Source organism: Candidatus Pelagibacter sp. Uisw_136 (assembly GCF_047720275.1).
Taxonomy (GTDB): domain Bacteria; phylum Pseudomonadota; class Alphaproteobacteria; order Pelagibacterales; family Pelagibacteraceae; genus Pelagibacter.
The window spans coordinates 1,169,273-1,192,300 of record NZ_CP159812.1 but is presented as its reverse complement, the minus strand read 5'-3'; the positions used below and the strand labels follow the sequence as shown (position 1 = coordinate 1,192,300).

General features: G+C 28.6%; 23 protein-coding genes. 10 read left to right on the top strand and 13 right to left on the bottom strand.

Translation table 11 applies throughout. The annotated features are described in order from the left end of the window. Positions 1 to 27 precede the first annotated feature (27 nt). From rpmA to metX, 5 genes are all read right to left on the bottom strand, one after another. Positions 28 to 282: a 50S ribosomal protein L27 gene (rpmA, locus tag ABXT53_RS06415; protein WP_271525759.1), complete on the bottom strand. Its 255-nt coding sequence runs from the start codon at positions 280 to 282 to the stop codon at positions 28 to 30. A gap of 12 nt (positions 283 to 294) precedes the next feature. Continuing rightward, a complete protein-coding gene (rplU, locus tag ABXT53_RS06410) occupies positions 295 to 711 on the bottom strand; it encodes a 50S ribosomal protein L21 (protein WP_271525758.1) in 417 nt (138 codons plus the stop codon). 65 nt (positions 712 to 776) lie between these two features. Beyond that, positions 777 to 1,496: a hydroxyacylglutathione hydrolase gene (gene gloB, locus ABXT53_RS06405; protein ID WP_415290363.1), complete on the bottom strand. Its 720-nt coding sequence runs from the start codon at positions 1,494 to 1,496 to the stop codon at positions 777 to 779. Then, positions 1,497 to 2,093, bottom strand: coding sequence for a methionine biosynthesis protein MetW (gene metW, locus ABXT53_RS06400; protein ID WP_415290362.1), 597 nt, complete (start codon positions 2,091 to 2,093; stop codon positions 1,497 to 1,499). 2 nt (positions 2,094 to 2,095) lie between these two features. Further along, positions 2,096 to 3,214 carry a homoserine O-acetyltransferase MetX gene (gene metX, locus ABXT53_RS06395; RefSeq protein WP_415290361.1) on the bottom strand — a complete coding sequence of 373 codons (1,119 nt, stop codon included), beginning with the start codon at positions 3,212 to 3,214 and terminating at the stop codon, positions 2,096 to 2,098. Positions 3,215 to 3,405: 191 nt separating this feature from the next. On the opposite strand from metX, the gene hisC reads away from it, so the two are divergent. After that, positions 3,406 to 4,488, top strand: coding sequence for a histidinol-phosphate transaminase (gene hisC, locus ABXT53_RS06390; RefSeq protein ID WP_415290359.1), 1,083 nt, complete (start codon positions 3,406 to 3,408; stop codon positions 4,486 to 4,488). A 2-nt stretch (positions 4,489 to 4,490) separates the two neighbouring features. Beyond that, positions 4,491 to 5,387 (top strand): prephenate dehydrogenase, encoded by an 897-nt coding sequence (locus ABXT53_RS06385; protein ID WP_415290358.1) that lies wholly within the window; start codon positions 4,491 to 4,493, stop codon positions 5,385 to 5,387. Here ABXT53_RS06385 and ABXT53_RS06380 read toward each other — a convergent pair. Genes ABXT53_RS06380 through ABXT53_RS06370 form a run of 3 tightly spaced genes read right to left on the bottom strand, consistent with a single transcriptional unit; the run spans position 5,384 to position 8,944 of the window. After that, positions 5,384 to 6,130 carry an NlpC/P60 family protein gene (locus ABXT53_RS06380; RefSeq protein ID WP_415290357.1) on the bottom strand — a complete coding sequence of 249 codons (747 nt, stop codon included), beginning with the start codon at positions 6,128 to 6,130 and terminating at the stop codon, positions 5,384 to 5,386. The genes ABXT53_RS06385 and ABXT53_RS06380 overlap by 4 nt on opposite strands. Further along, the gene (locus ABXT53_RS06375; protein WP_415290356.1) at positions 6,120 to 7,496 is read right to left on the bottom strand and encodes an AmpG family muropeptide MFS transporter; all 1,377 of its coding nucleotides are present in this window, start codon (positions 7,494 to 7,496) and stop codon (positions 6,120 to 6,122) included. Before ABXT53_RS06375 ends, ABXT53_RS06380 begins: the two co-directional genes overlap by 11 nt. A 2-nt stretch (positions 7,497 to 7,498) precedes the next feature. Further along, positions 7,499 to 8,944 (bottom strand): TrkH family potassium uptake protein, encoded by a 1,446-nt coding sequence (locus ABXT53_RS06370; protein ID WP_415290355.1) that lies wholly within the window; start codon positions 8,942 to 8,944, stop codon positions 7,499 to 7,501. Positions 8,945 to 9,034: 90 nt separating this feature from the next. Here ABXT53_RS06370 and ABXT53_RS06365 point away from each other — a divergent pair, with 90 nt between their 5' ends. The 4 genes from ABXT53_RS06365 to ABXT53_RS06350 are packed head-to-tail and all read left to right on the top strand — an operon-like array spanning position 9,035 to position 12,580. Continuing rightward, on the top strand, positions 9,035 to 10,597 hold the full coding sequence (locus ABXT53_RS06365; RefSeq protein ID WP_415290353.1) for a lysine--tRNA ligase: 1,563 nt from the start codon (positions 9,035 to 9,037) through the stop codon (positions 10,595 to 10,597). Beyond that, a complete protein-coding gene (locus tag ABXT53_RS06360; RefSeq protein ID WP_415290352.1) occupies positions 10,597 to 11,649 on the top strand; it encodes a quinone-dependent dihydroorotate dehydrogenase in 1,053 nt (350 codons plus the stop codon). Before ABXT53_RS06365 ends, ABXT53_RS06360 begins: the two co-directional genes overlap by 1 nt. A 53-nt stretch (positions 11,650 to 11,702) precedes the next feature. Next, positions 11,703 to 12,026, top strand: a complete 324-nt coding sequence (rpmB, locus tag ABXT53_RS06355; RefSeq protein ID WP_415290351.1) for a 50S ribosomal protein L28 — start codon at positions 11,703 to 11,705, stop codon at positions 12,024 to 12,026. Further along, positions 12,026 to 12,580 (top strand): queuosine precursor transporter, encoded by a 555-nt coding sequence (locus ABXT53_RS06350; protein WP_415290350.1) that lies wholly within the window; start codon positions 12,026 to 12,028, stop codon positions 12,578 to 12,580. Before rpmB ends, ABXT53_RS06350 begins: the two co-directional genes overlap by 1 nt. Here ABXT53_RS06350 and speB read toward each other — a convergent pair. Genes speB through ABXT53_RS06335 form a run of 3 tightly spaced genes read right to left on the bottom strand, consistent with a single transcriptional unit; the run spans position 12,577 to position 15,676 of the window. Further along, the gene (gene speB / locus ABXT53_RS06345) at positions 12,577 to 13,452 is read right to left on the bottom strand and encodes an agmatinase (protein WP_415290348.1); all 876 of its coding nucleotides are present in this window, start codon (positions 13,450 to 13,452) and stop codon (positions 12,577 to 12,579) included. The genes ABXT53_RS06350 and speB overlap by 4 nt on opposite strands. A 2-nt stretch (positions 13,453 to 13,454) precedes the next feature. Then, positions 13,455 to 14,498 carry a 1,9-bis(guanidino)-5-aza-nonane synthase gene (locus ABXT53_RS06340; RefSeq protein WP_415290347.1) on the bottom strand — a complete coding sequence of 348 codons (1,044 nt, stop codon included), beginning with the start codon at positions 14,496 to 14,498 and terminating at the stop codon, positions 13,455 to 13,457. Beyond that, a complete protein-coding gene (locus ABXT53_RS06335) occupies positions 14,498 to 15,676 on the bottom strand; it encodes a type III PLP-dependent enzyme (protein ID WP_415290345.1) in 1,179 nt (392 codons plus the stop codon). Before ABXT53_RS06335 ends, ABXT53_RS06340 begins: the two co-directional genes overlap by 1 nt. Before the next feature lie 146 nt (positions 15,677 to 15,822). Between ABXT53_RS06335 and ABXT53_RS06330 the strand changes: the two genes are divergently transcribed. After that, on the top strand, positions 15,823 to 16,386 hold the full coding sequence (locus tag ABXT53_RS06330; protein ID WP_415290343.1) for an ActR/PrrA/RegA family redox response regulator transcription factor: 564 nt from the start codon (positions 15,823 to 15,825) through the stop codon (positions 16,384 to 16,386). Here the strand turns inward: ABXT53_RS06330 and ABXT53_RS06325 are convergent. Continuing rightward, on the bottom strand, positions 16,379 to 16,930 hold the full coding sequence (locus ABXT53_RS06325) for a biotin transporter BioY (RefSeq protein WP_415290341.1): 552 nt from the start codon (positions 16,928 to 16,930) through the stop codon (positions 16,379 to 16,381). The two genes, ABXT53_RS06330 and ABXT53_RS06325, sit on opposite strands and share 8 nt — an antisense overlap. Before the next feature lie 32 nt (positions 16,931 to 16,962). Further along, a complete protein-coding gene (locus ABXT53_RS06320) occupies positions 16,963 to 17,892 on the bottom strand; it encodes an ABC transporter ATP-binding protein (protein WP_415290339.1) in 930 nt (309 codons plus the stop codon). Between the two features lie 50 nt (positions 17,893 to 17,942). Here ABXT53_RS06320 and polA point away from each other — a divergent pair, with 50 nt between their 5' ends. From polA to ABXT53_RS06305, 3 genes are read left to right on the top strand one after another with little or no spacing between them, the layout of a single operon-like run. Beyond that, positions 17,943 to 20,717, top strand: a complete 2,775-nt coding sequence (polA, locus tag ABXT53_RS06315; protein WP_415290337.1) for a DNA polymerase I — start codon at positions 17,943 to 17,945, stop codon at positions 20,715 to 20,717. A 50-nt stretch (positions 20,718 to 20,767) separates the two neighbouring features. Further along, the gene (locus ABXT53_RS06310) at positions 20,768 to 21,475 is read left to right on the top strand and encodes a response regulator transcription factor (protein WP_415290335.1); all 708 of its coding nucleotides are present in this window, start codon (positions 20,768 to 20,770) and stop codon (positions 21,473 to 21,475) included. Further along, positions 21,475 to 23,013: a sensor histidine kinase gene (locus ABXT53_RS06305; protein ID WP_415290334.1), complete on the top strand. Its 1,539-nt coding sequence runs from the start codon at positions 21,475 to 21,477 to the stop codon at positions 23,011 to 23,013. Before ABXT53_RS06310 ends, ABXT53_RS06305 begins: the two co-directional genes overlap by 1 nt. Positions 23,014 to 23,028 lie beyond the last annotated feature (15 nt).

The window sequence follows — 23,028 nt, the reverse complement described above, 5'->3', positions numbered from 1 at the left end:
TACAACTGTTAGTTTTTAGTTGTACTACTAATTGGGTTTTACGGAAACGAATGTTCTGTCTAATCTACCTTTTTTAAATACTACTTTTCCTTCAACAACAGAAAAAATTGAATGATCTTTTCCCATTCCCACATTTTCACCAGGAAAAATTTTAGTTCCTCTTTGTCTAACAATTATGTTTCCAGGAATAACTACTTCACCACCGTACTTCTTAACGCCAAGCCTACGACCAGCACTATCTCGTCCGTTTCTCGATGAACCACCTGCTTTTTTTGTAGCCATAATTTACCTAATTTATTTATTAACCGCTTCAGCTTCTACTTTAGCTTCAACCTTTTCAATTTTTTTAGTTGGTTTAACCATTTTTTCCGCTTCAGATAAAATTTTACCATCTTTGGAAAATATTTTACTAATTCTTATTAATGAATATTGCTGTCTATGACCATTTTTTCTTCTAGAATTTTGTCTTCGTCTTTTTTTGAAAATTAATATTGTTCTATTTTTTCCGTTTTCAACAAGATCTGCTTCAACTTTTGCACCCTCAACCGTTGGTGATCCAACTTCAATGTTTTTGTCATCTCCGTAAGCTAAAATTTCTTTAAACTCTATCTTAGTTTCAAGTTTAGAATCTTCTAATCTTTCAATTTTAAGTATTTCTCCAGCCTTTACTTTGTACTGTTTTCCACCTGTTTGTATGATTGCGTATGACATTGTTTAATCTATTTTTTATAATCAGCAATATAGTCGGGGACCTATTATAGTCAAGTCCGAATAAGTTAGAAATTGTCCTTTAAATCCCTCAATTTTGAAAAGGTTTCTTCTGTATCAGATCTAAGAAAAATATTGCACTCCAATTCCTCTTTAATCGTGGACGGAATAGTAGGTAGGTTATTTTTTAATTTTTCGTCTATATCTTTAATCTTAATTTTTAGGTTTTCATTGTCTTGGTCATGAGTAATACAAAATTTAGAGTTTTGTTTAGTATATTCATGTCCACAATAGATCCTTGTTTTTTCTGGCAGTGCTTTTATTTTCATTAATGAATTATACATCTGTGAGTATGTTCCTTCAAAAATCTTACCACAACCAAGCGAAAAGAGGGTGTCTCCTGTAAAAAGAGATTCTTCATTGTAAAAATAAAAACATATATGACCAAGGGTATGACCAGGTATATGAAATATTTTAGCCTGGAAATTTTCTTCGTGCCAAATGTCTTGATCACTGACCAGTATATCTATTTCTGGGATTCTATCCTTGTCTCCTTTATATCCAATAATACTAGCTCCATATTTTTCTTTTAATTCTATATTACCCCCGACATGATCATAATGATGATGTGTATTTAATATATATTTTAAATGTATATTTTTATCTTCTAAATATTTGATAATAGGTTTTGCTTCACTGGGATCAATCACACATGCAATATTCTTAGTTTTATCAATAATTAGATAAGAATAATTATCTTGTAGACAGGGTATTATCTGAATTTCCATTTAACTCTTAATTAAAAAAATACCTAGTTCTGCTGATAAATTTTTAATATTTAGATTAAGTTTATTAATAGAGGATATTTTTTCGTTATGCAGAGCTAACGAATTATCTAATTTAATTCTTCTATTTTCACAAAAATTATAAAAATCTTTTATGGTACACATATGAAGGTTAGGGGTATTATACCACTCATCAGGCAGATTTTTTGTAATTGGCATTGTTCCTTTAATTAATAGGTGAAGCCTAACTTTCCAAAAACCAAAATTAGGTATTGTAACAATAGCTTTTTTACCAACCCTCAATAGCTCTTTGATAACTATTTCAGGATTTAAAAATGCTTGCAGTGTTTGACTTAAAATAACAAAATCAAAGGAGCTGTCAGGAAATTGTAACAGATCTTTTTCTGCATCACCCTCAATAACAGCTAGTCCTTTTGATAGACATTTTTGAACATTATCTTTGGAAATTTCTATTCCCCTTATGTCTATTTCTTTATTATACTTAAGATATTCCATTAATATACCATCTCCACAGCCCACATCTAAAACTCTTGTATTTTTTTCAATTAGATCAGAGATTATTTTAAATTCTTGTTTCATGTTTATTTTTTAGAGTAAGCTGTTTTAATATAATCACCTAGAGTATTTAAAAATTTAGGAACTTTTAAAAGGAATGAATCATGTCCTTTATCAGATTCAATTTCAACAAATCCGACCTCAGCACCTATGGCATTTAAGGCTATAACAATTTCTTTGTTTTCAGAAGTAGGATAAAGCCAATCAGAAGTAAAAGATATAATAAGAAACTTAGTTTTAGTTTTTTCGAATGCTTTAGATAAATTACCGTGATGTTCTTTGATTAGATCAAAATAGTCCATCGCTCTTGTTATATATAGGTAGCTATTGGCATCAAATCTATCAACAAATACAGATCCTTGATATCTTAAATAACTTTCTATTTGAAAGTCTGCATCAAAACCAAATTTTAGGTCATCTCTTTCTTGCAACTTTCTTCCAAATTTTTCCTGCAGACCGTTTTTAGATAAATAAGTTATATGTGCAGCCATTCTTGCAACAGACAATCCCTTGTTAGGATTTTTATTTTGATTTGAGTAGTCACCATTTTCCCAATTAGCATCAGCCATAATTGATTGTCTGCCAAGTTCATTAAAAGCAATATTCTGTGCTGAATGACTAGCTGTGCAGGCTATTGGAATAGCAACTTTTGCTTTATCAGGAAAGTTACTAACGAACTGAAGTGTTTGCATCCCACCCATTGATCCACCTATAACAGCAAATAATTTATCAATGTTAAAAAATTTTAAGAGATTAAATTGTGCATTAACCATGTCATTAATAGTGATGACAGGAAAAGTAGTACCATATTTTTTATTAGTATCAGGGTTAATTTCACTAGGACCATGCGTGCCCATACATCCACCAATAACATTGGCACAAATTACAAAATATTTATCGGTATCAATAGCTTTACCAGGTCCAACAGCATATGACCACCAACCCTCTTTTTTAGTAATTGGGTTTATTCCAGAAACAAATTGATCACCAGTCAAAGCATGAAAAATAAGAATAGCATTATTTTTCTTCTCATTTAGAGAGCCATAAGTCTCATAAGCTAGAGAATAGTTATTGATAGTTTGACCACAATCTAATTTTAATGGTTTATCAATTATAATATTTTTTATGTTCACATTTTTATTCATAAATATTAGCCAAATTTGAATTGTGAGAAAAAAAAACTTATTTAGCGGTTTTTTTAAGCGCTCGCAATTCAGTTAAATCAGCGCGTATTTTTTGTACTAGATAGTATTTCTTATGTCAATTTTTTTAAAAAATGAGTTATTCTATATGAAATGATAATATTTTATTTATAACATGAATAAAATTAATAAAAATGACAGTTCCAAAATTTAAAGAATTCAAAATAGAGGCTTATAAACCAGGTAAGTCAAATATAGCAAAAATACAAAATGTTATAAAATTATCAGCAAATGAGTCAGCTCTTGGTGTAAGCCCAAGAGTAAAGAAAATTTTACAGAATAAAGAATTGTTGATATCGAAATATCCAGACGGTAAGGCAAAAAACTTAAGAAAAGAAATTTCAAAGAAATATAAGTGTGATTTTGAGAAGATAATTTGTGGTGCAGGGTCAGATGAAATTATTCAAATGATTTGCCAGTTGTACTTAAAAGCCTCTGATGAAGTGATTGTTCCTCAATATAGCTTTTTAATGTACAGGATATATGCACAAATAGTGGGAGCAAAAGTTGTTTTTTCTAAGGAAGCAAATTTTAAAGTTTCAATAAATGAAATTATCAAGAGGGTGACAAAAAAAACCAAACTTGTATTTATTGCCAACCCTAATAATCCAACAGGAACATACTTAAGTAGAGCGGAGCTAATAGAATTAAGAATGAAATTGAATAAAAATATTTTACTAGTTTTAGACGATGCATATTTTGAATACATGAAAAATAAAGATTATAAATCTGGTTTAGATTTATTTAAAAATAAGGATAATGTTTTTGTGATAAGAACTTTTTCAAAAATATATGGACTGGCCTCGTTAAGAGTTGGCTGGGGTCATGGCCCCAAGAAAATTATCTCTGCAATGAATTTAATTAGACCTCCATTTAATGTAAATCAAGTTGCACAGATGGCAGCAATAGAAGCTTTAAAAGATAGAAGCTTTATTAATCAATCTGTGAAACACAATATCACAGAAGCAAATAAAGTTAGAAATGTTTTAGAAAAATTAAAAATTTTTTCAAAAGAAGTAACGGCTAATTTTTTACTATTACATTTTGATAAATGTAAATTTTCAGCTAATTATGTTTTTAAAAAACTTGAGTCTAAAGGAATTATATTAAGATCTACAGAAGATGGATATAATATTAAAAACAAATTAAGATTAACAATTGGATCTAAAAAAGAGAATATGAGATTCATAACAACGATCAAGTCTATCTTTAATTAATTATGAAAAATATTTTAATTATAGGATGTGGTTTAATTGGTTCTTCATTGTTAAGATCAATATCTGAAAAAAAAATAGCTAAAAAAATATTTGTCTACGAAAAATCAAAATCAAATATTTCAAAAATCAAAAAATTAAAATTACCATGTGAAATTATAGATGATTTAAAGAAAATTATCCCAAACTTAGATTTAATAATATTTTGCACCCCACTAGGAGAATATGAAAAAATAATTTTAAAGATAAATAGATATTTATTACCTAAAACTATTATTACAGATGTTGGATCTTCTAAAGAAAAGTCTATGGACTTAATTAAAAGAAAATTGAAAAAAGGAATTTTTTGGACATCTAGTCACCCTATTGCAGGGTCAGAAGTTAGTGGCCCAGAAAATGGTGTAAAAAATTTATTCCTTAATAAATGGTGCATATTAATAAAAGAGAAAAATACCAACAGAAAACACCTTCTGATACTTACCAAGTTCTGGAAAAAAATTGGTTCAAATGTTGCAATTATGGACTCAAAAAAACATGATACGGTTTTTTCTATGACAAGTCATTTACCTCATTTAATTGCATATAATTTGGTTAAAACAGCGATAGATTTTGAAAAACAACAAAAGTGTGAATTAATTAAATTCAGTGCAGGTGGTTTGAGAGATTTTTCAAGAATTGCAGCATCTAATGAAATTATGTGGAGAGATATTTTTTTTAATAATCAAAAAAATATTTCAAAAGCTATTGATTTATTTATTAAAAATTTACTTTCATTTAAGAGAGATATTCAATCTAAAAATAATAAGTCCATTATTAAAAAATTAGTTAATACTAAAAAGGTTAGAAAGAAAATAATTAAGTTGAAACAAGATATTAACAAGCCAGACTTTGGAAGAAGTTAATATTTTATAGAGGATATTTTTTTTACTATTAACTTTGCTGTTCTTTCAATTCTATTTATTGTCTCTGTTATATTCATAATCAAAACTTTCTTTTCTGGACCATATGCATGAATTAATTTTTGAGAGTTAATACAAACAGCAACATGACCTTTCCAAAATATAATGTCTCCTTTTTTAAACACTCCACTTTTATTTTTTTGCATTGAATATTTTATTTGAGCTTTTGTGTCTCTTGGATAAAATTTATTATTATAGTAAAAAAATAATTGTAAAATAGCAGAGCAGTCTATACCTCTATAAGTTTTACCACCCCAAACATATTTAGTTTTTAAAAAAAATTTTAATACTTTTAAATAATCTTTTTCTATATGATTAATATTTTTTACACCACTTTTTTTAATCCATTTATTTTTCTCAAATTCTATAAATTTTTTACTTTCTTGAATCATTGAAATTCTTGATGCAAAAGGTAAAAAATATTTTGTCTTATTTTTTTGTTTATTATAAATATTTGCTTTTAGAATAAATATTTTATGAGTTGGCTTATGATCTTTAGTGTAATCTTTGTTTTTTATGTATCCAATATAATTATCAAATAAAACTTTTATTTTTATCCAGCTTTTATTCTTAGATATAATTTTAAATTTTTCTCCATACAAAATTTGAGAAGTAACTTCAGAAACGACATCAGGTTTTTTATAGATATTTGATAAAGGTTTTTTATAAAAGTTATTATTTTTCACGTAGTTTTAATTTATCTTTAATAAACCACAAACAAATCAATGAGGGTATTACCATGATGGCTGTAATGATAAAAAATACTCCCCAATCTCCATTAAGCCAATCTACTAATGCTCCAGATGATGATGCAAGTGTAGTTCTGCCAGCAGTCCCTATCGATGCAAGTAACGCGTATTGAGTTGCGGTATATGTTCGGTCTACTAATAATGAAATAAATGCTACAAATGCAACTGTTGCAAAAGCTGCGGCTATATCATCAAATATGACTGCTACTGCGAATAATAACTCAGATTTATCACTCCATGCCAAGACTGTGAATAATAAATTAGTTGCTGCCATTAATATTCCTGCAGCAAACATTGCTTTTAAAACCCCAGATCTAATTACAAAAAGCCCACCCAGCAATGTAAATAAAACTGTAGTTATCCATCCTAAAGTTTTTGAGTAAATTGCAATGTCACCTTTAGAGAAGCCTATTTCTTTATAAAAAACTATCGACATACGTCCAAGAAAGGCCTCACCAATCTTGAATAAAAAAATAAAGCTTAAAATTCCAATAGCAATTGAAAAACCATTTTTCTTAAAAAAGCTTATTATAGGACCACCTAATGTACTGCTTACCCAAGCTATAAAATTAGTTATAATATTTTTTGATCCAAGTTTGCTTTCTATAAGTTTATCTGTTTCTTTTTGCTTCTTTTGCCTGTCAGTAGAAAGGGGCTCATGAACAAACATTAAACCTATGTTCATCAAAATTACCACAACTCCTAAAATTAAAAATGTAATTTGCCAGTAATTAGTAACACCAATATTCTCTAAATATTCTGCTGTAAATAAAGCTATTACACCACCCAATTTATATCCACTCCACCATCCAACAACAGCCATCGCAGCACCAGCTGCCATTGATTTGCTTTCATGCTCACCTATTTGTTCAATTCTTAAGGCATCAACGGTAATATCTTGTGTGGCTGATGCTATAGCAATAACTAAACCAACAGTAATCAGTAGTGCAAGATTTTCAGTGGGATTAATAAAACTCCAAGTAACAAGACACGTTAAAATTGCAATTTGCATTAAAACTATCCATCCTCTTCTATGCCCAAGTTTTTTTGTTAGGTACGGTACTTGAAATCTATCAATAAGAGGGGCCCATAAATAGTTAAAAGCATAAACTGCAAATATTAAACCTGCCCAACCAATTGTTGATCTACTTAAACCCTCTTCCTTAAGCCATAAACTCAAACTACTTCCTATGAGAACCCAGGGAAACCCAGAGATAGCCCCAAGCAATAATATTCTGAGCATTCTTTTATCTAAATAGATAGAAAAAGTTTCTGAGAGCGATTGTTTTTTTATTTCAATCATAATTAATTCCTCCAAAAAGAAGGTAAAAACAATACCAGTATAGCAAACAATTCTAATCTACCCAATATCATTCCAAGACTTAAAATCCATTTAGATATTTCGGGTATATTTGAAAAATCGCCATTAGGGCCAATTGTAGAGCCTAACCCTGGGCCAACATTGGAAATTGATGTTGCAGCACCTGAGATTGAGGTTACAAAATCTAAGCCACTTAAAGATAAAAATGCAGTTATCAAAAAAAATATAACCAAGTAAAGAAAAATAAAAGAGATAATTGAAGCCATAAATTTATCATCTACTTTATTTTTATCATATTTAATTATAAATATACCTCTTGGATAAATAACTCTTTTCAATTGATTAACAATAAATAGATATAAAATTTGTATTCTAAAAATTTTAATTCCACAAGTTGTTGAGCCAGCACAACCACCAATAAACATTAGAGTTAAAAAGAAAATTAGTGGAAAATTTCCCCATCCATCAAATTCTCCGGTGACATATCCTGTACCAGTTAAGATAGAAATAACGTTAAAAACAATTACTCTTATATTAATTTGAGAAAAATCTTTATTTTGAAAAAGTGAATAAATAAAAAGTAGAATAATTGAAAAAATAATTATCTTAATAAATGATTTAATTTGGACATCAGAAGTAAATATTTTTTTATTACCATTTAAAAATTTTATATAAGCTATGAAAGGTAGGCTACCCAGTATAATAAAAACCATCGATGATATTTCAATGGGTAAACTATTAAAATATCCAATAGATTCGTTATAATTTGAAAAGCCACCTGTTGCTATTGTAGTCATGGAGTGAGTTAGGCTATCAAAAATATTCATACCAAAAATTTTATAGGTAACAGCACAAAGTGTTGTTAACACTAAATATACGTAAATTAATCTAAGAGATATTTCCTTAGATTTTGGTAATAACTTTTCTGAAGAATCGTTACTTGAAATCTTAAATAACTGCATTCCCCCGACGTTCATTATTGGCATTAGAGTTATTGCCATTACAATAATACCAATTCCTCCCAACCATTGAAGCATAGCTCGCCATAAAAGTATTGATCTAGGCGCACCCTCCAAGTTTGAAATAATTGTAGATCCTGTCGTGGTAATACCAGACATACTTTCAAAAAAAGAATCAGTAATGGATAGTTCAAGAGTAGAAAAAATAAAAGGTAAAGAGCCAAATATTGCAATACTCAACCAAGAAAGAGCGGTTAATAAGAATGCTTGTTGTAAGTTTAACTTTTTGTCATGGTTTAAATTTGTCAAAAAAAATAAAACACCAAATATTATTGAAACTATAGAAGCCCCAATAAAAGAAGAATCTAGTTCAGAATAAATAAATTGAGCTAAAATTGGAATCATCATAGAAATTCCAAGAATAATTTGCAAAACACCCAAGGTAAAAAAAACAGTTTTATAATTAGACATTTTGATAGAACATTATTTTATGGTAAATAAATTTCAACTCTATAAGAATTAATAAAAACACTAAATATAAGATATTTGTTATTAAACAAAGTGATTGAAAAAGATAATTTAGATAAAACTAACGCATGGCCTTTTGTTGAGGCAAAAAAATTGCTGCGTGAAAGAAAGTCCTTTATTGCTAAAAAGGGTAAAATAATCTTACAAACAGGTTATGGTCCAAGTGGGTTGCCCCATATAGGTACATTTGGTGAAGTTGCAAGAACATCGATGATGGTTAATGCTCTAAAACAACTCACTGACACACCAACAGAAATCATAACTTTTTCTGATGACATGGATGGCTTTAGGAAAGTTCCAGAAAACGTTCCAAATCAAGAGCTCTTAAATAAAAATCTTCATAAGCCTTTGACTCAAGTGCCAGATCCATTTGAAAAATTTTCAAGTTTTGGTGAGCATAATAATGAAATGTTAAAAGATTTTTTAAATAAATTTAATTTTGAATATAACTTTCAAAGTTCTTCAGTTCTTTATAAGGGTGGTTTTTTTAACCCCACATTACAGATAATTCTAGAAAATTATCAAGGTATTATGGATATAATTCTTCCAACACTAGGAAAAGAAAGACAAAAAACTTACAGTCCATTTTTACCAATTTGTCCAGATACTGGTAAGGTTTTAGAAATTCCAGTTTTAGAAATCTTAAAAGAAAAATCTAAAATTATCTTTGATAATAATGGAAAAAAACTTGAGGTAAGTATCTTAGATGGAAATTGTAAATTACAATGGAAAGTGGATTGGGCAATGAGGTGGTATGCCCTCGATATAGATTTTGAAATGTATGGAAAAGATTTAATAGAAAGTGCAATATTATCTTCAAGAATAGTTAAATTGATTGGCAAAACAAACCCATCTGGCTTTGCTTATGAACTATTTTTAGATGAAAAAGGTGAGAAAATTTCAAAGTCAAAAGGTAATGGGATCACTATTGATCAGTGGTTAGAATATGCGTCTCCTGAAAGTCTTTCATTGTACATGTATCAAAATCCTAAAAGAGCAAAAAAACTATACAAAGAAATAGTTCCAAAAACAGTTGATGAATATTTAGATTTTGTGGAAAAAGCTAAAAATCAAAATGAATTACAGTTATTAATGAATCCAGTTTGGCATGTACATAATGGATTAATTCCTAAAGAAGATACTATTATGAGTTTTTCAATGCTTTTAAATTTAGTGGAGGCAAGTAATGCAGATTCCAAGGAGTTACTTTGGAAGTTTGTAAAAAAATATAAAAAAGATATCTCAGAAAAAGATCATATAATTTTTGATAATTTAATTGGCTACGCTATTAAATACTTTAACGATGTAATCAAACTTCAGAAAAAATATAAGAAACCAGATTCAAATGAAAAAATTGCATTAGAGGCTCTAGTAAAGAATCTTGATGATTGTAATGATGCAATGTTACCTGAGGATATTCAAACATTAATTTACTCAACTGGAAAAGACAATGGATATTCAGAAAATCTACGTGATTGGTTTAAATTGATTTATGAAGTCGTATTTGGAGATGAAAATGGTCCAAGAATGGGCTTTTTTATAAGCTTCTTTGGAGTTAACGAAACTAAAAAATTAATAACAGAAAAAATAAAATAATGTTTTCAAAATTCAGATCACTAATTTTTAAAATTGATCCTGAAACTGCTCATAATTTAGCAATTAAGTCTTTAAGATTAAATTTGACACCAAATTTAAAGGATGAAAATAAAGATGATCCAATGTTCAAGACTAAACTATTTGGCAAAGAAATAGATAACCCAATTGGAATGGCTGCTGGATTTGATAAAAATGCTGAAGTTTATAATTCTTTATTTAAACTTGGATTTGGGTTTGTTGAGGTGGGAACTGTTACACCACTTAAACAGTATGGAAATCCAAAACCAAGAGTATTTAGATTGGTGGAAGACGAAGCACTTATAAATAGATTAGGATTTAATAATTTAGGATCAGAAAGTGTAAGTAACAGAATTCGATCAAATTTGAATAAGGGGTTATTGGGAATTAATATAGGTCCAAATAAAGATAGTGATGATAGGCTAAATGATTATTTAATTGGTCTTAGAACCTTTTATGATATCGCTGACTATATTACAATTAATATTTCCTCACCTAATACAGAAAACTTAAGAAGTTTTCATGATGAAACTAAATTTGATGAATTAATGAATTTAGTTAAAGAAGAAAAAATTAAGCTTAAATCTAAAATACCAATTGTTGTAAAAATTTCTCCTGATATTTCAGATGAACAAATTGAAGTATTAAGTAAAATATTGTTAGAACATAAAGTAAGTGCAATAATTGTTTCAAATACAACTGCAGGAAATAGAGGTAAATTAAACAATATACTGAAACATCAAAAGGGTGGTTTATCTGGAAAACCTCTTGAAGAAGAGGCCAATAAATTAATAAGTAAGTTTTACAGATTATTAAAAAATAAAATTGAAATTATTGGAGTAGGTGGTGTGGACTCAGGAGAAAGTGCACATAGAAAATTTTTAGCTGGTGCAAGCTATGTTCAATTATATACTGGTATGGTTTTTCAGGGCCCCAATATTGTTGGAAAAATAAAAAAAGAGTTAAAAGAAATATTAATTACTGATGGGATCAAGAATTTTAGAGAAATAATAGGCAAGAAACAGCCTAATTAAAGCTAATAAACTTGACGAGGTCACTAACTCATCTTATATAGTCACTAAATATTATGTCTAAAAAATGTGAATTAACCGGCAAAATACCTATGAAAGGTCATAATGTTAGTCATGCTAACAATAAGACTAATAGAAGATTTTTACCAAATTTAAAAAAAACAAAATTTAAAAGTGAACTTTTAAAAAGAAGCTTAACTTTAACAGTTAGCAATGCAGGTGTTAGATGTGTTGATAAAAAAGGTACTTTTGATGAATTTTTAAAGACTGCAAGAAATAAAAATATATCACCAAGATTAAAAAAATTAAAAAAAAGTATATTAATTAAGTCACCATTCGTTAAAAAAGTACCCAAAGTATCCCCTAGTAAATCAGCTTAATGAAAAAGTTTTTTATACTACTCTCATTTATAATGGGAGTTGTTGTTTTAACTTCAAATTATTTAGTACAATTTCCGATCAATTATTATGGTTTGGGAGAAATATTAACTTATGGAGCTTTTAGTTATCCAGTTGCATTTTTAATTACAGATTTAGCTAATAGATCTTATGGCAAGGTTGTAGCTAGAAAAATTGTTTATGTTGGTTTTATTATAGGAATTGTATTTACTCTTTTCTTTTCAACAAATTTTGCAGACTTAATTTCAGTCAGAATTGCTATAGGTTCAGGCACAGCATTTATGGTTGCGCAGTTGTTGGATGTTCAAATTTTTGACTATTTAAGAAAAAAGAAATGGTTTGTTGCTCCATTAACTTCATCATTAATTGGATCTACTGTAGATACATTTTTATTCTTCTCTATCTCATTTTATGCAACTGGAATTCCATGGGTTACTTTATCTCTAGGTGACTTAGCAGTTAAAATATTCGTAGCTTTAGCAATGTTAATTCCATTCAGATTATTATTGGGAACTCTTAAAGCTTCAAAAGCTTAGTATAAAAATTTGTACGATAAAATTTTATAAGCAAGTTTTGCTACAAGAAAATTGTAAGAATTAAAACCTTTTATAGGTGAAAGTTCATTTATATCTGCACCAACAATATTAGAGTTCTTAGCAGCTATCCGTATAATATCTAAAGTTTCATCCCATAATAGCCCACCTGGTTCAGGTGTACCTGTTGCGGGCATTATACTTGAATCTAAACCATCAACATCAAATGTTAAATAAACTGTTTTATTCTTTATCATTTTTTTAAATTTTTTTAAGTCCCATTTACTTTTGTCTTTTGCCCAAAAGATATCAATTCTAGATGAGTTTTTTTTTAAGAATGGTATTTCACTTTGAGATATATTTCTGATCCCAAATGAAATTATTGAAACATTTTTATGATCAAGACATCTCCTAATAGCTGAAGCATGAGAAAATTTTTCTCCATTATAACTCTCCCTTAAATCTGCATGTGCATCAAAATGTAGTAGGCATATTTCTTTGTGTTTTTTTACAAATGGAGCAATACATCCGGGTGTTATTGAGTGTTCCCCACCAAAAGTGATTGGAAATAGTTTTTTATCTAATATTTCTTGATTTATATCAGACATCTTTTTAAGAGCTTTTTTAATGTCTTTATCAATTTTAAATGGTTTTAAAGTTTTAATTCCAATTTTTTTGTAGGGTTCACAATGTAATTCTTCATCATATAATTCAACTTGATGTGATGCTTTGATAATTTCTTTAGGACCATTACGAGTGCCACTACCATAACTTACAGTTTTTTCTAAACCAAATGGAACAACTACTACTTTTTCCTTAAAATTAACATCATTGTCAATTCCTAGAAACCCGTTTTTATTAGAAAGATATTTCAATTTTATTTAAATATTTTTGAGAAGTTTTTTCTCGTTCTATTTTTCCAGTCACCTTTATGATAAGCATCACTTGCAATCAAAGGAAGGACACTTGTTGCTTCTGCAAAAACCATTTGTTCTTTTGCAATATCTACTTTACCCCAAGAACTTGCTTCTTTTAATGTGGAGCTACTACAAGCACCATCCCTAGAATCTGCCACTGTAATTTGCACTGCATACTTATGCATCTCAACCTCTTTTCCTAAAAGTTCAGCACAGATAACAGTATCTTGAACAAAATTTTTTGGTACTCCTCCACCAATCATAAATAAACCAGATCCTTTTGATTGAATCTTTATTTCAGTTAATTCACGAAGTTCTCTAATAGAATCTATCGTAATATGGTTTTTAGGATTATTTTCTTGGTGAGTGACCAATCCAAAACCAGCACTTGAGTCTGTAAATGCGGGACAAAAAATGGGAACATTATTGTCATATGCTGTTTCAATTAAAGAACCTTTTTTTTTAGAATTTTTCTTTAAATATTTTCCCATTTCATAAATAAACTCTCTTGATGTATAGCTTCTTGGATCAAGTGTATCTGCTATTTCACATATTTTTTGATCACATTCCTGTAACTCTTCTTCATCAATATATGTATCGTAAATCCTATCTATATAGTTTTTTCTTAATTCAGTGTCATCTTGAAACTGTGAACCTTGGTAATGTTTAAAGCCTAAAGCTTCAAAAAAATCCATATCAACTATTGAAGCTCCTGTAGCAATAATTGCATCAACCATATTATATTTAACTAAATCTTTATAAATATTCATACATCCTGCGGCAGAAGTTGACCCAGCAAGCGTTAAAAAAATTGTGCAATCCTTATCTTGAATCATTTCATTAAAAATATTGGCTGCATTTGCTGTTTCTCTTGAAACAAAAGACATTTTTTCCATTGAGGAAATTATTTTCCTTGCATCAAACGAAGTAATATCGATGTGTTCAACTGGATTTTGTAAGAAGCTTTTTTTGCTATTATGAGTTAAATTTTTGTTTTCTGACATTAAGCAACTAATATACCTTTATTGCTCTCTTTACCATATAGCGTCATTATAGGTTCGTCTTCTACTTCATAAATTTCATTAGAATAAAAACCATTAAATTGAGTTCTGAAAGTAAGACCGTAGGCCCCAAGTTGACCTAGCTCAATATAATCATTTTCCTTAATATTATTTGGAAGTAGAAATGGTCCCTTCATGTAATCCATACTATCACAAGTAGGGCCATAAAAATCAAAAGCAGTTAGTTTTTTTGATATTGCTTTTCCACTTTTAATCAAACGAGAAGGGTAAACTATGTTTGGTGTACCCGCATCAAAAAGAGTTCCATACGTTCCATCATTTATATAAAGTTTTTGTTTTTTTCTAAGATTTACTCTTACAATTGTTGATCCACTTTCTGCAACTAATGCTCTTCCAGGCTCACATAATATTTCAGGAAGTTTTTCCAACTTTAAATTTGATAAACCTTTTTTTATTTCTTCAAAATAATTATCCAAAGATTGAGGTACAAGATCTGGATAAATTGCAGGAAATCCGCCTCCAATATTAATATAATCTGGAATAATTTTAGTTTTTTTTATTATATTTCCAATGTCTGCAATCCCTTTTGTATATGAAATAGGATGCATGCATTGAGATCCCACATGGAAACTTAAACCTATTTTTTTTGCATATTGCTTTGTTAATCTCAATAAAGCAGTCGCCTCAGATATGGACGCCCCAAATTTTGTTGATAAATCTATTTCAGCATGCTCATTTGAAACGGCTACTCTTACAAATAATTCAAGGTCTTTTGCCTCGTTAGTTGTTTCAATAATTTTTATTAATTCATCTTTAGTATCAAGGGAAAAAGCTTTAACATTATAATTAAAATAAGCTTCTTTAATACTTTCTCTACTTTTGACTGTATGCATATATGAACATTTTGCATTAGGATTAATTGCTCTTATATCTTTAATTTCTTGAACAGAGGCTATATCAAAGTTCTCAATCCCACTTTCAACTATTGTTTTTAGTACTTCAGGATGTGGGTTAGTTTTTACTGCATAAAGCACTTTACCAGGAAATTTATTTCTAAAATATATAGAAGCTAATTGTATTGATTTTTTCCTAATACAATAAATAGGTTTTTCTGGCTTTAGTTGATTTATAAGATCATCAACTGTTTTAAATTTTTGCATTATGTCTCCAAAAAAAATTTAATAAAAAAAAGTTTTTAAAAATACTTAAAAACTTTCATATAAATTATGCAATTAAGGCAATAGTTAATTAATGTAAAGTAAATAATAGGTGTTGAAATTATTAGATAAACTACCATATTATGTATATGGCTGAACTGAACAATTTAAAAAAACTTTCTGATTTTGACAATAAAACCTTATTAATTGTTGATGATGACAATCCTTTCAGAGATAGGCTTGCTAGAGCAATGGCAAAAAAAGGGTTTGAGGTTTTTCAAGCTGAGAGTGTGCAAAAAGGCATTCAATCAGTTATAGAAAAAAAACCAGGTTTTGCTGTTGTTGATCTTAGACTAACTGATGGAAACGGGCTTCAAGTAGTAAAACAAATTCAAATTTCTAATCCAAGCAGTAGAATTATAATGTTAACAGGATATGGAAATATACCAACGGCTGTAGCTGCGATTAAAGAAGGTGCAATTGATTACCTTGCAAAACCAGCAGATGCAGATGATGTTGAAAAAGCATTACTAGCCGATCCAGAGAAAAAAGCAGAACCACCAGAAAATCCTATGTCGGCTGACAGAGTTAAGTGGGAACACATTCATAGAGTTTTTGAATTATGCAATAGAAACGTATCTGAAACTGCTAGAAAACTTAAAATGCACAGAAGAACATTACAAAGAATTTTATCTAAAAGATCCCCTAGATAAATTTTCTAAATTTAATAATTTTTTTAGCCAATATAGTTAATAAGCAGATCTTGAATAATTCAGCTAATAAAAATGGTGTAACTCCTAATTGAAGAATTGGTTTATCCCATCCAATTAAAATTCCCAACCAAATAACACCAAATACATAGATTACAGAAACAGAAAATATTAATTTTCCAAAAATTATAAAAATATTTTTATTAAAATTTAAATAGCCTGAAAAAAAAGAAGCAAATAAAAATCCAATTAAATATCCCATTGTTGGACCGGTAAAATAAATTATTCCAACACCTTTTTCTGGTGAGTTAGAAAATACTGGCATTCCGAGAATACCCTCTAGAAGATAAACCGCTACAGATGTCAGGCCAATTTTATATCCAAAAGCAATTCCCAAAAATAGAACTACAAAAGTTTGCATTGTCATAGGTACAGGATAAAATGGTATTTTTAACTTAGCTGAAATAGTCAAAGCCATTGTTCCTATGAAAATTAGAATAAATGTTTTTAATACTTTTTGAATTGAGTTTGCTTTTAATAGATCCATATCTACAAATTACTATTTATTAATGTGATAATCTAGTTTTTTATTAGTCTTAAAAAAACATCCTCTAAATCACCGTCGTCAGTTGAAATATCTATAATTTTGACATTATTTTTCTTAATTAAATTAATTAATTCTTCTATATTAATTTTACTTTTTTCATAAGAAACACAAACCTCATTATCTAAGTGTGAGACTATTTTTAAAGATTCTAGATCATTTTCGTTAATATTAATCTTCATGTCAGTTTTAAAGGTTACTTTTTTGGTTTGAATTCTATCTAATAAATTTTTAGTGCTGTCTAGAGCAACAATATTTCCTTTATTTAATATAGCTATTCTTCCACACATTTCCTCAGCTTCCTCAAGATAATGAGTTGTTAAAATGATAGTTACACCAAGCTCATTGAGTAATTTTACATTTTTCCATAAATTCTGCCTTAACTCTACATCAACACCAGCTGTAGGTTCGTCTAAAATAACTATTGGTGGCTGATGAACTAAAGCTTTAGCCATTAGCAACCTTCTTTTCATTCCACCAGATAAACTTCTAGCATAGCTGTTAGCTTGTTTTTCTAGGGATACTAATTTTAGAATCGTATCTGTAATTCTATCTTTTTCTTTAATTCCATAGAGGCCAGCTTGTAACTCTAATAATTTCCTTGGACTAAAAAATGGATCAAGATTTACTTCTTGAGGCACTATTCCAACCGAAGCTCTAATTTGTCGTGGGTTCTTATCTAGGTCAAAACCCCAGACATTTACTTGTCCTGCTGTTTTTACCACAGTTCCTGCTAAAATATTTATAAATGTTGTTTTCCCAGCACCATTAGGACCCAGAAGACCAAAAATTTCTCCTTCTTTCACGTCCAAGTTTAAATCATTTAATGCGAGATTATCTCCAGTATGTTTGCTTGAATAAATTTTTTTTAAGTTTTTAACAGAAACTATATTTTTTTGCTCCATGCGTGTTAATACATTTATAGTATTTAAAATTATTAAGATAATATTATTTAATGGATAAAATTAAAAAAACAGACCATTTTTATTTAATAGATGGTTCGGGTTATATTTTTAGAGCTTATTACGCATTACCACCTCTAACTAGAAAAAGTGATGGTTTACCTGTTGGTGCAGTTAGTGGATTTTGTAGCATGCTATTTAAACTATTAGAAGATTCAAAATCAAATGAAAATCTTCAAAAACCTACACACTTTGCAGTAATATTTGATGCAGCTAGAAAAACTTTTAGAAATGAAATTTATTCAGACTATAAAGCAAATAGATCAGAAGCCCCAGATGATTTGGCACCACAATTTGAATATATAAGAAAGTCTGTAGTTGCTTTTAATTTACCATCTGTAGATCTTCCAAATTATGAGGCAGATGATTTAATAGCTACTTATGCAGAACAAATTATAGCAAAGGGTGCAAAAGTAACAATAGTCTCTTCAGATAAAGACTTGATGCAATTGTATAGAAAAGACGTTCGTATATTCGATCCAATGAAAAATAAATTTATAACATCTGAAGATATAATAACCAAATTTGGAGTGGGTCCAGAAAAAGTTATTGATGTTCAATCCTTAGCTGGGGACAGTAGCGATAATGTTCCGGGAGTTCCAGGTATAGGCGTTAAGACTGCAGCAGAACTAATTAATAAATATGGAACTTTAGAAAAATTATTAGATAACGCTCAAGAAATAAAACAAAATAAACGAAGAGAAACACTTATAGAAAATAAAGATAAAGCAATAATTAGTAAAAAATTAGTGACACTAATGAAAGATGCTCCAGTTGAAAGAAAGATAGAAGAATTTAATCTAAAGGAGATTGATAAAGATAAGCTATATAAATTTTTACAAGAAATGGAGTTTAATAGACTTCTTAGCTCTGTCATTTCTGCATATGGAGAACCTGAGCTAGGAGAAATCGCAAGAGAGACAAAACCTGAAAAAAAACAGCAAAATATAAGTAAAAAAAACTATCATCTCATCACTAATGAAAAAGAAATAGAGGAGTGGATTAACGAAGCAGAAGAAGCTGGAGAACTAGCAATTGATACTGAAACTAGCTCATTAGATGCACATCAAGCTGATTTAGTGGGAATTTCATTAAGCACTAAAATTGGTAAAGCTTGTTATATTCCAATTGGTCATAAGTTTAAAGGATGTTTAAAAAAAGAAGCTGTAATTAAAAAATTAAAGCCACTCTTAGAAGACAAGAGTGTAAAAAAGATTGGTCAAAATATTAAGTTTGATTTTATTGTCTTGTTTAAACAAGGGATAATTATGAATTCTATGGAAGACACGATGTTGATGTCTTATGTATTAGATGCTGGAAAAAATAGACATAACATGGATACCCTTTCCGAGATCCATCTACAGCATAAAACAATTTCATTTAAAGAAATTGTTGGCACAGGTAAGAAAGAAATAAATTTTAGTGATGTAGAACTGGATAAGGCAATGGAGTATGCAGCTGAAGATGCTGATATTACTTATAGGTTATATAAAATATTTAGTAAAAATTTAAAATTAGAAAAATTAACTAATATTTATGAGATATTTGAAAAACCCTTAATCAAAATATTAGCATTTATGGAAATTGAAGGAATAAAGATTGATAATAAATTTTTAAAGGTATTGTCTGAAAAATTTGAGAAAAAAATTAGTAAACTAGAAAAAGAAGTTTTTAAAATTTCAAAAAAAGAATTTAATATTGCCTCACCAAAACAATTAGGTGAAATTATTTACAATGATTTAAAGATTGCCGTACTTAAAAAAACTAGAAAAGGAAGCTTTGCCACAAATGCAAGTGTATTAGAGGATTTGGCATTTAAAGGACATGAATTCCCTAAATTAATTTTAGATTGGAGACAAGTATCTAAACTTAAAAATACTTATTCAGATGCTCTACCTGAGCATATTAATCCAACAACTAAACGAGTTCATACCTCATTTTTATTGGCAGCAACAACAACAGGAAGACTAGCTTCTAGTGATCCAAATTTACAAAATATTCCTATTAAATCAGAGGATGGTAAGAATATAAGAAAAGCTTTTATAGCAGAAAGAGGCTTCACATTAATATCTGCAGATTATAATCAAATTGAAATGAGAATTTTAGCTGATTTGGCAGAAGTCAAAGAGCTGAAAAAAGCATTCAGTAATAATGAAGATATTCACTCTCTTACAGCAAGCCAGGTATTTAATGTTGATATTAAAAAAGTAGACCAAGATATGAGAAGGAAGGCCAAGGCCATTAATTTTGGAATAATTTATGGTATTTCACAATATGGTCTTGCAAAACAAATTAACGTTTCAAATCATGAAGCAGATGAATTTTTAAATGCTTATTTTCTAAAATTTCCTGAAATAAAAATTTATATGGATAATACGATTAAGTTTTGCAGAAAAAGTGGCTATGTAAATAATATTTTTGGTCGAAGATCTCATTTTAATGGAATTAATGATAAAAATTTCAATGTAAGAAATTTTCAAGAAAGAGCAGCTATCAATGCCCCCATTCAAGGGTCAGCATCTGAAATCATGCGACTTGCAATGATTAGACTTAATAAAAAATTTGAAAGCATTAAAAACAATAAATCAAAAATATTATTACAAATTCATGATGAACTAATTTTTGAGGTCCCAGTAAAAGAAGTTAAAAATATAACTGAGATAATCAAAGATGAAATGACAAGTGTTACAGAAAGTGATTTACACACTTTTTCAACTCCATTGACGGTAGACGTGAATACAGGGGACAATTGGGGAATACTTCATTAATTTATCTCCATTGCCTAAATTAGAACAATTTAGTATTTTTAAAGTAGATTATGCAAACACAGACAATAGCTCTTATTGATGATGATAGAAATATACTCACAAGTATAAGTATAGCGCTCGAAAAAGAGGGCTTCAAAGTTCAAACGTACATTGACGGAGAAAGTGCTTTAATTGGGTTAACTAGAAATCCACCAGACCTTGCTGTTATAGATATAAAGATGCCAAAAATGGATGGCGAAGAACTTTTAAAAAAATTAAGAAAAAAAACTTCCCTACCCGTAATTTTTTTAACTTCAAAAGATGATGAGATAGACGAACTGTTAGGCTTAAAGTTGGGTGCAGATGATTTTATAAAAAAGTCAGGAGGTTTTTCTATTAAAGTTTTAATAGAAAGAATAAGAGTTCAACTTAGAAAAAAAGATATTAATAACAATCTAGAAGACACAAAAAATATTATTTCACATGGGAAGCTAAAACTTGACCCCTCACAACTTGAATGTGAATGGGATAGTAAGCAATTACCAGATAAACTTACCACTACAGAATTTTTAATAGTTAAAGAATTAGCAAAGAGACCAGGAATAATAAAAGAAAGAGCTCAACTTATGGATATTGCTTATCGAGAAGATACGGATATTGAAGATAGAACTATTGATAGTCATGTTAAAAGAATTAGAAAAAAATTTAAAAAAGTTGACCCTGATTTTACAGCTATAGAAACAAGATATGGCAGTGGATACAGATGGAACGTTAGTTAATGTTCAGCAATTTTTTAAAAAGTTTATCTATATTAAAAAAATTTTTATTTATTAATTTAGTTATTTTTTTAATTATAGGGTGTTTAACAGCTCTATACATTAGCAATGCAAAACCTAATTTAATAAAAAATAAAACATTCAAGCATATTCAGATAATTAATAATACAATTGAGCATATTTTAAGATTAAATATAAAATTTGAAGAAGAGGATATTAGAAGATTTTTATTTTCAACAAGATTTTTATTTCAAAATCTAGACAGAGTCATTTTATTTGATAATCAATTTAATTTAGTGGGTGATACTGATACATTAGATTTAGATCCAAGATCTTTTTCTAGCAGGCTAGATATAGTCGAGTTAGAAATTTTAGATAAAAAAAAAAGCAAAAAAATTGTAGAAACAAAAAATTTAAATAAAGAAAAAACTGTTTCACTTAAAGATGTTCTTACTAATTATTCGTGGTCAAAAGATTATGGAAAACCCTTTACCTTTACTCAGGAAGGTTATGATCAGTTTTTATTAACAACAGTTAAAAACATAACGTTGAATGGAGTTAATATTGGATACCTAGTAATCACTGAAAATGCTAATGATGTTAAATCTGCTATTGATGAAAGAAAAACATTTATTCTAAGAACAGCAATATTTATAATTATAGTAATATTTATATTCTCTTTTGTTTTAAATAGATATTTTCTTAAGCCTATAAAGAACTTAGTAGCGTATACAAAAATTATAAAAGAAAAGAGTAAAAAAAAAACAAATATTAATGAACTTAAAAGTAGAAATGATGAGTTAGGAACTTTGTCAAATTCGTTAGATGATATGACAAGTGAACTTCAAAAAAGAATTTCACACGCAGAAAATTTTTCAACTGATCTTGTTCATGAGATAAGAAACCCCCTAACATCATTAAAAAGTGCTTCAGAAATATTGAATGAGACTGATGATCAATCTCAAAGAAGTAAATTAATTAATATTCTCAATCATGATGTTCAAAGAATTGAAAGATTGATTACTGATTATTCTCAAATACTAAAAGATGAGGTTGCATTAAGTAAAGAAAAAATGAAAAAAATTAATCTCAAGTTAATTGCAAGGTCTGTAGTAGATGATTTTAATAATATTTATGAAGCAAAAAGAGGAATTAAAATAATATTAAACGATCAAGACAATCAAGAAGAATACTTTATAAATGGAATAGAAAATAGAATTGAGCAAATTATTGCAAATTTATTAGATAATTCAATTTCCTTTAGTGAGGATAATAAAGAAATATTAGTTGAAATTTATAAAGGAGATAAAGACAAGATTATTTTAAAAGTTATTGATGAAGGTAAAGGATTTAAAGAAACAGATACAAAAAAAATATTTAATAGATTCTATAGTAATAGACCAGATACCTTTGGTGAGCATTCTGGTTTGGGTCTAAATATAGTAAAAAACCTTGTTGATCTTCATGGTGCTACTATCAATGCTTCAAACAATGTCTCTCAAAAGGGTGCAAATGTTGAGATTGTCTTTCATAAAGTTTAATCATAAGTTGATTAA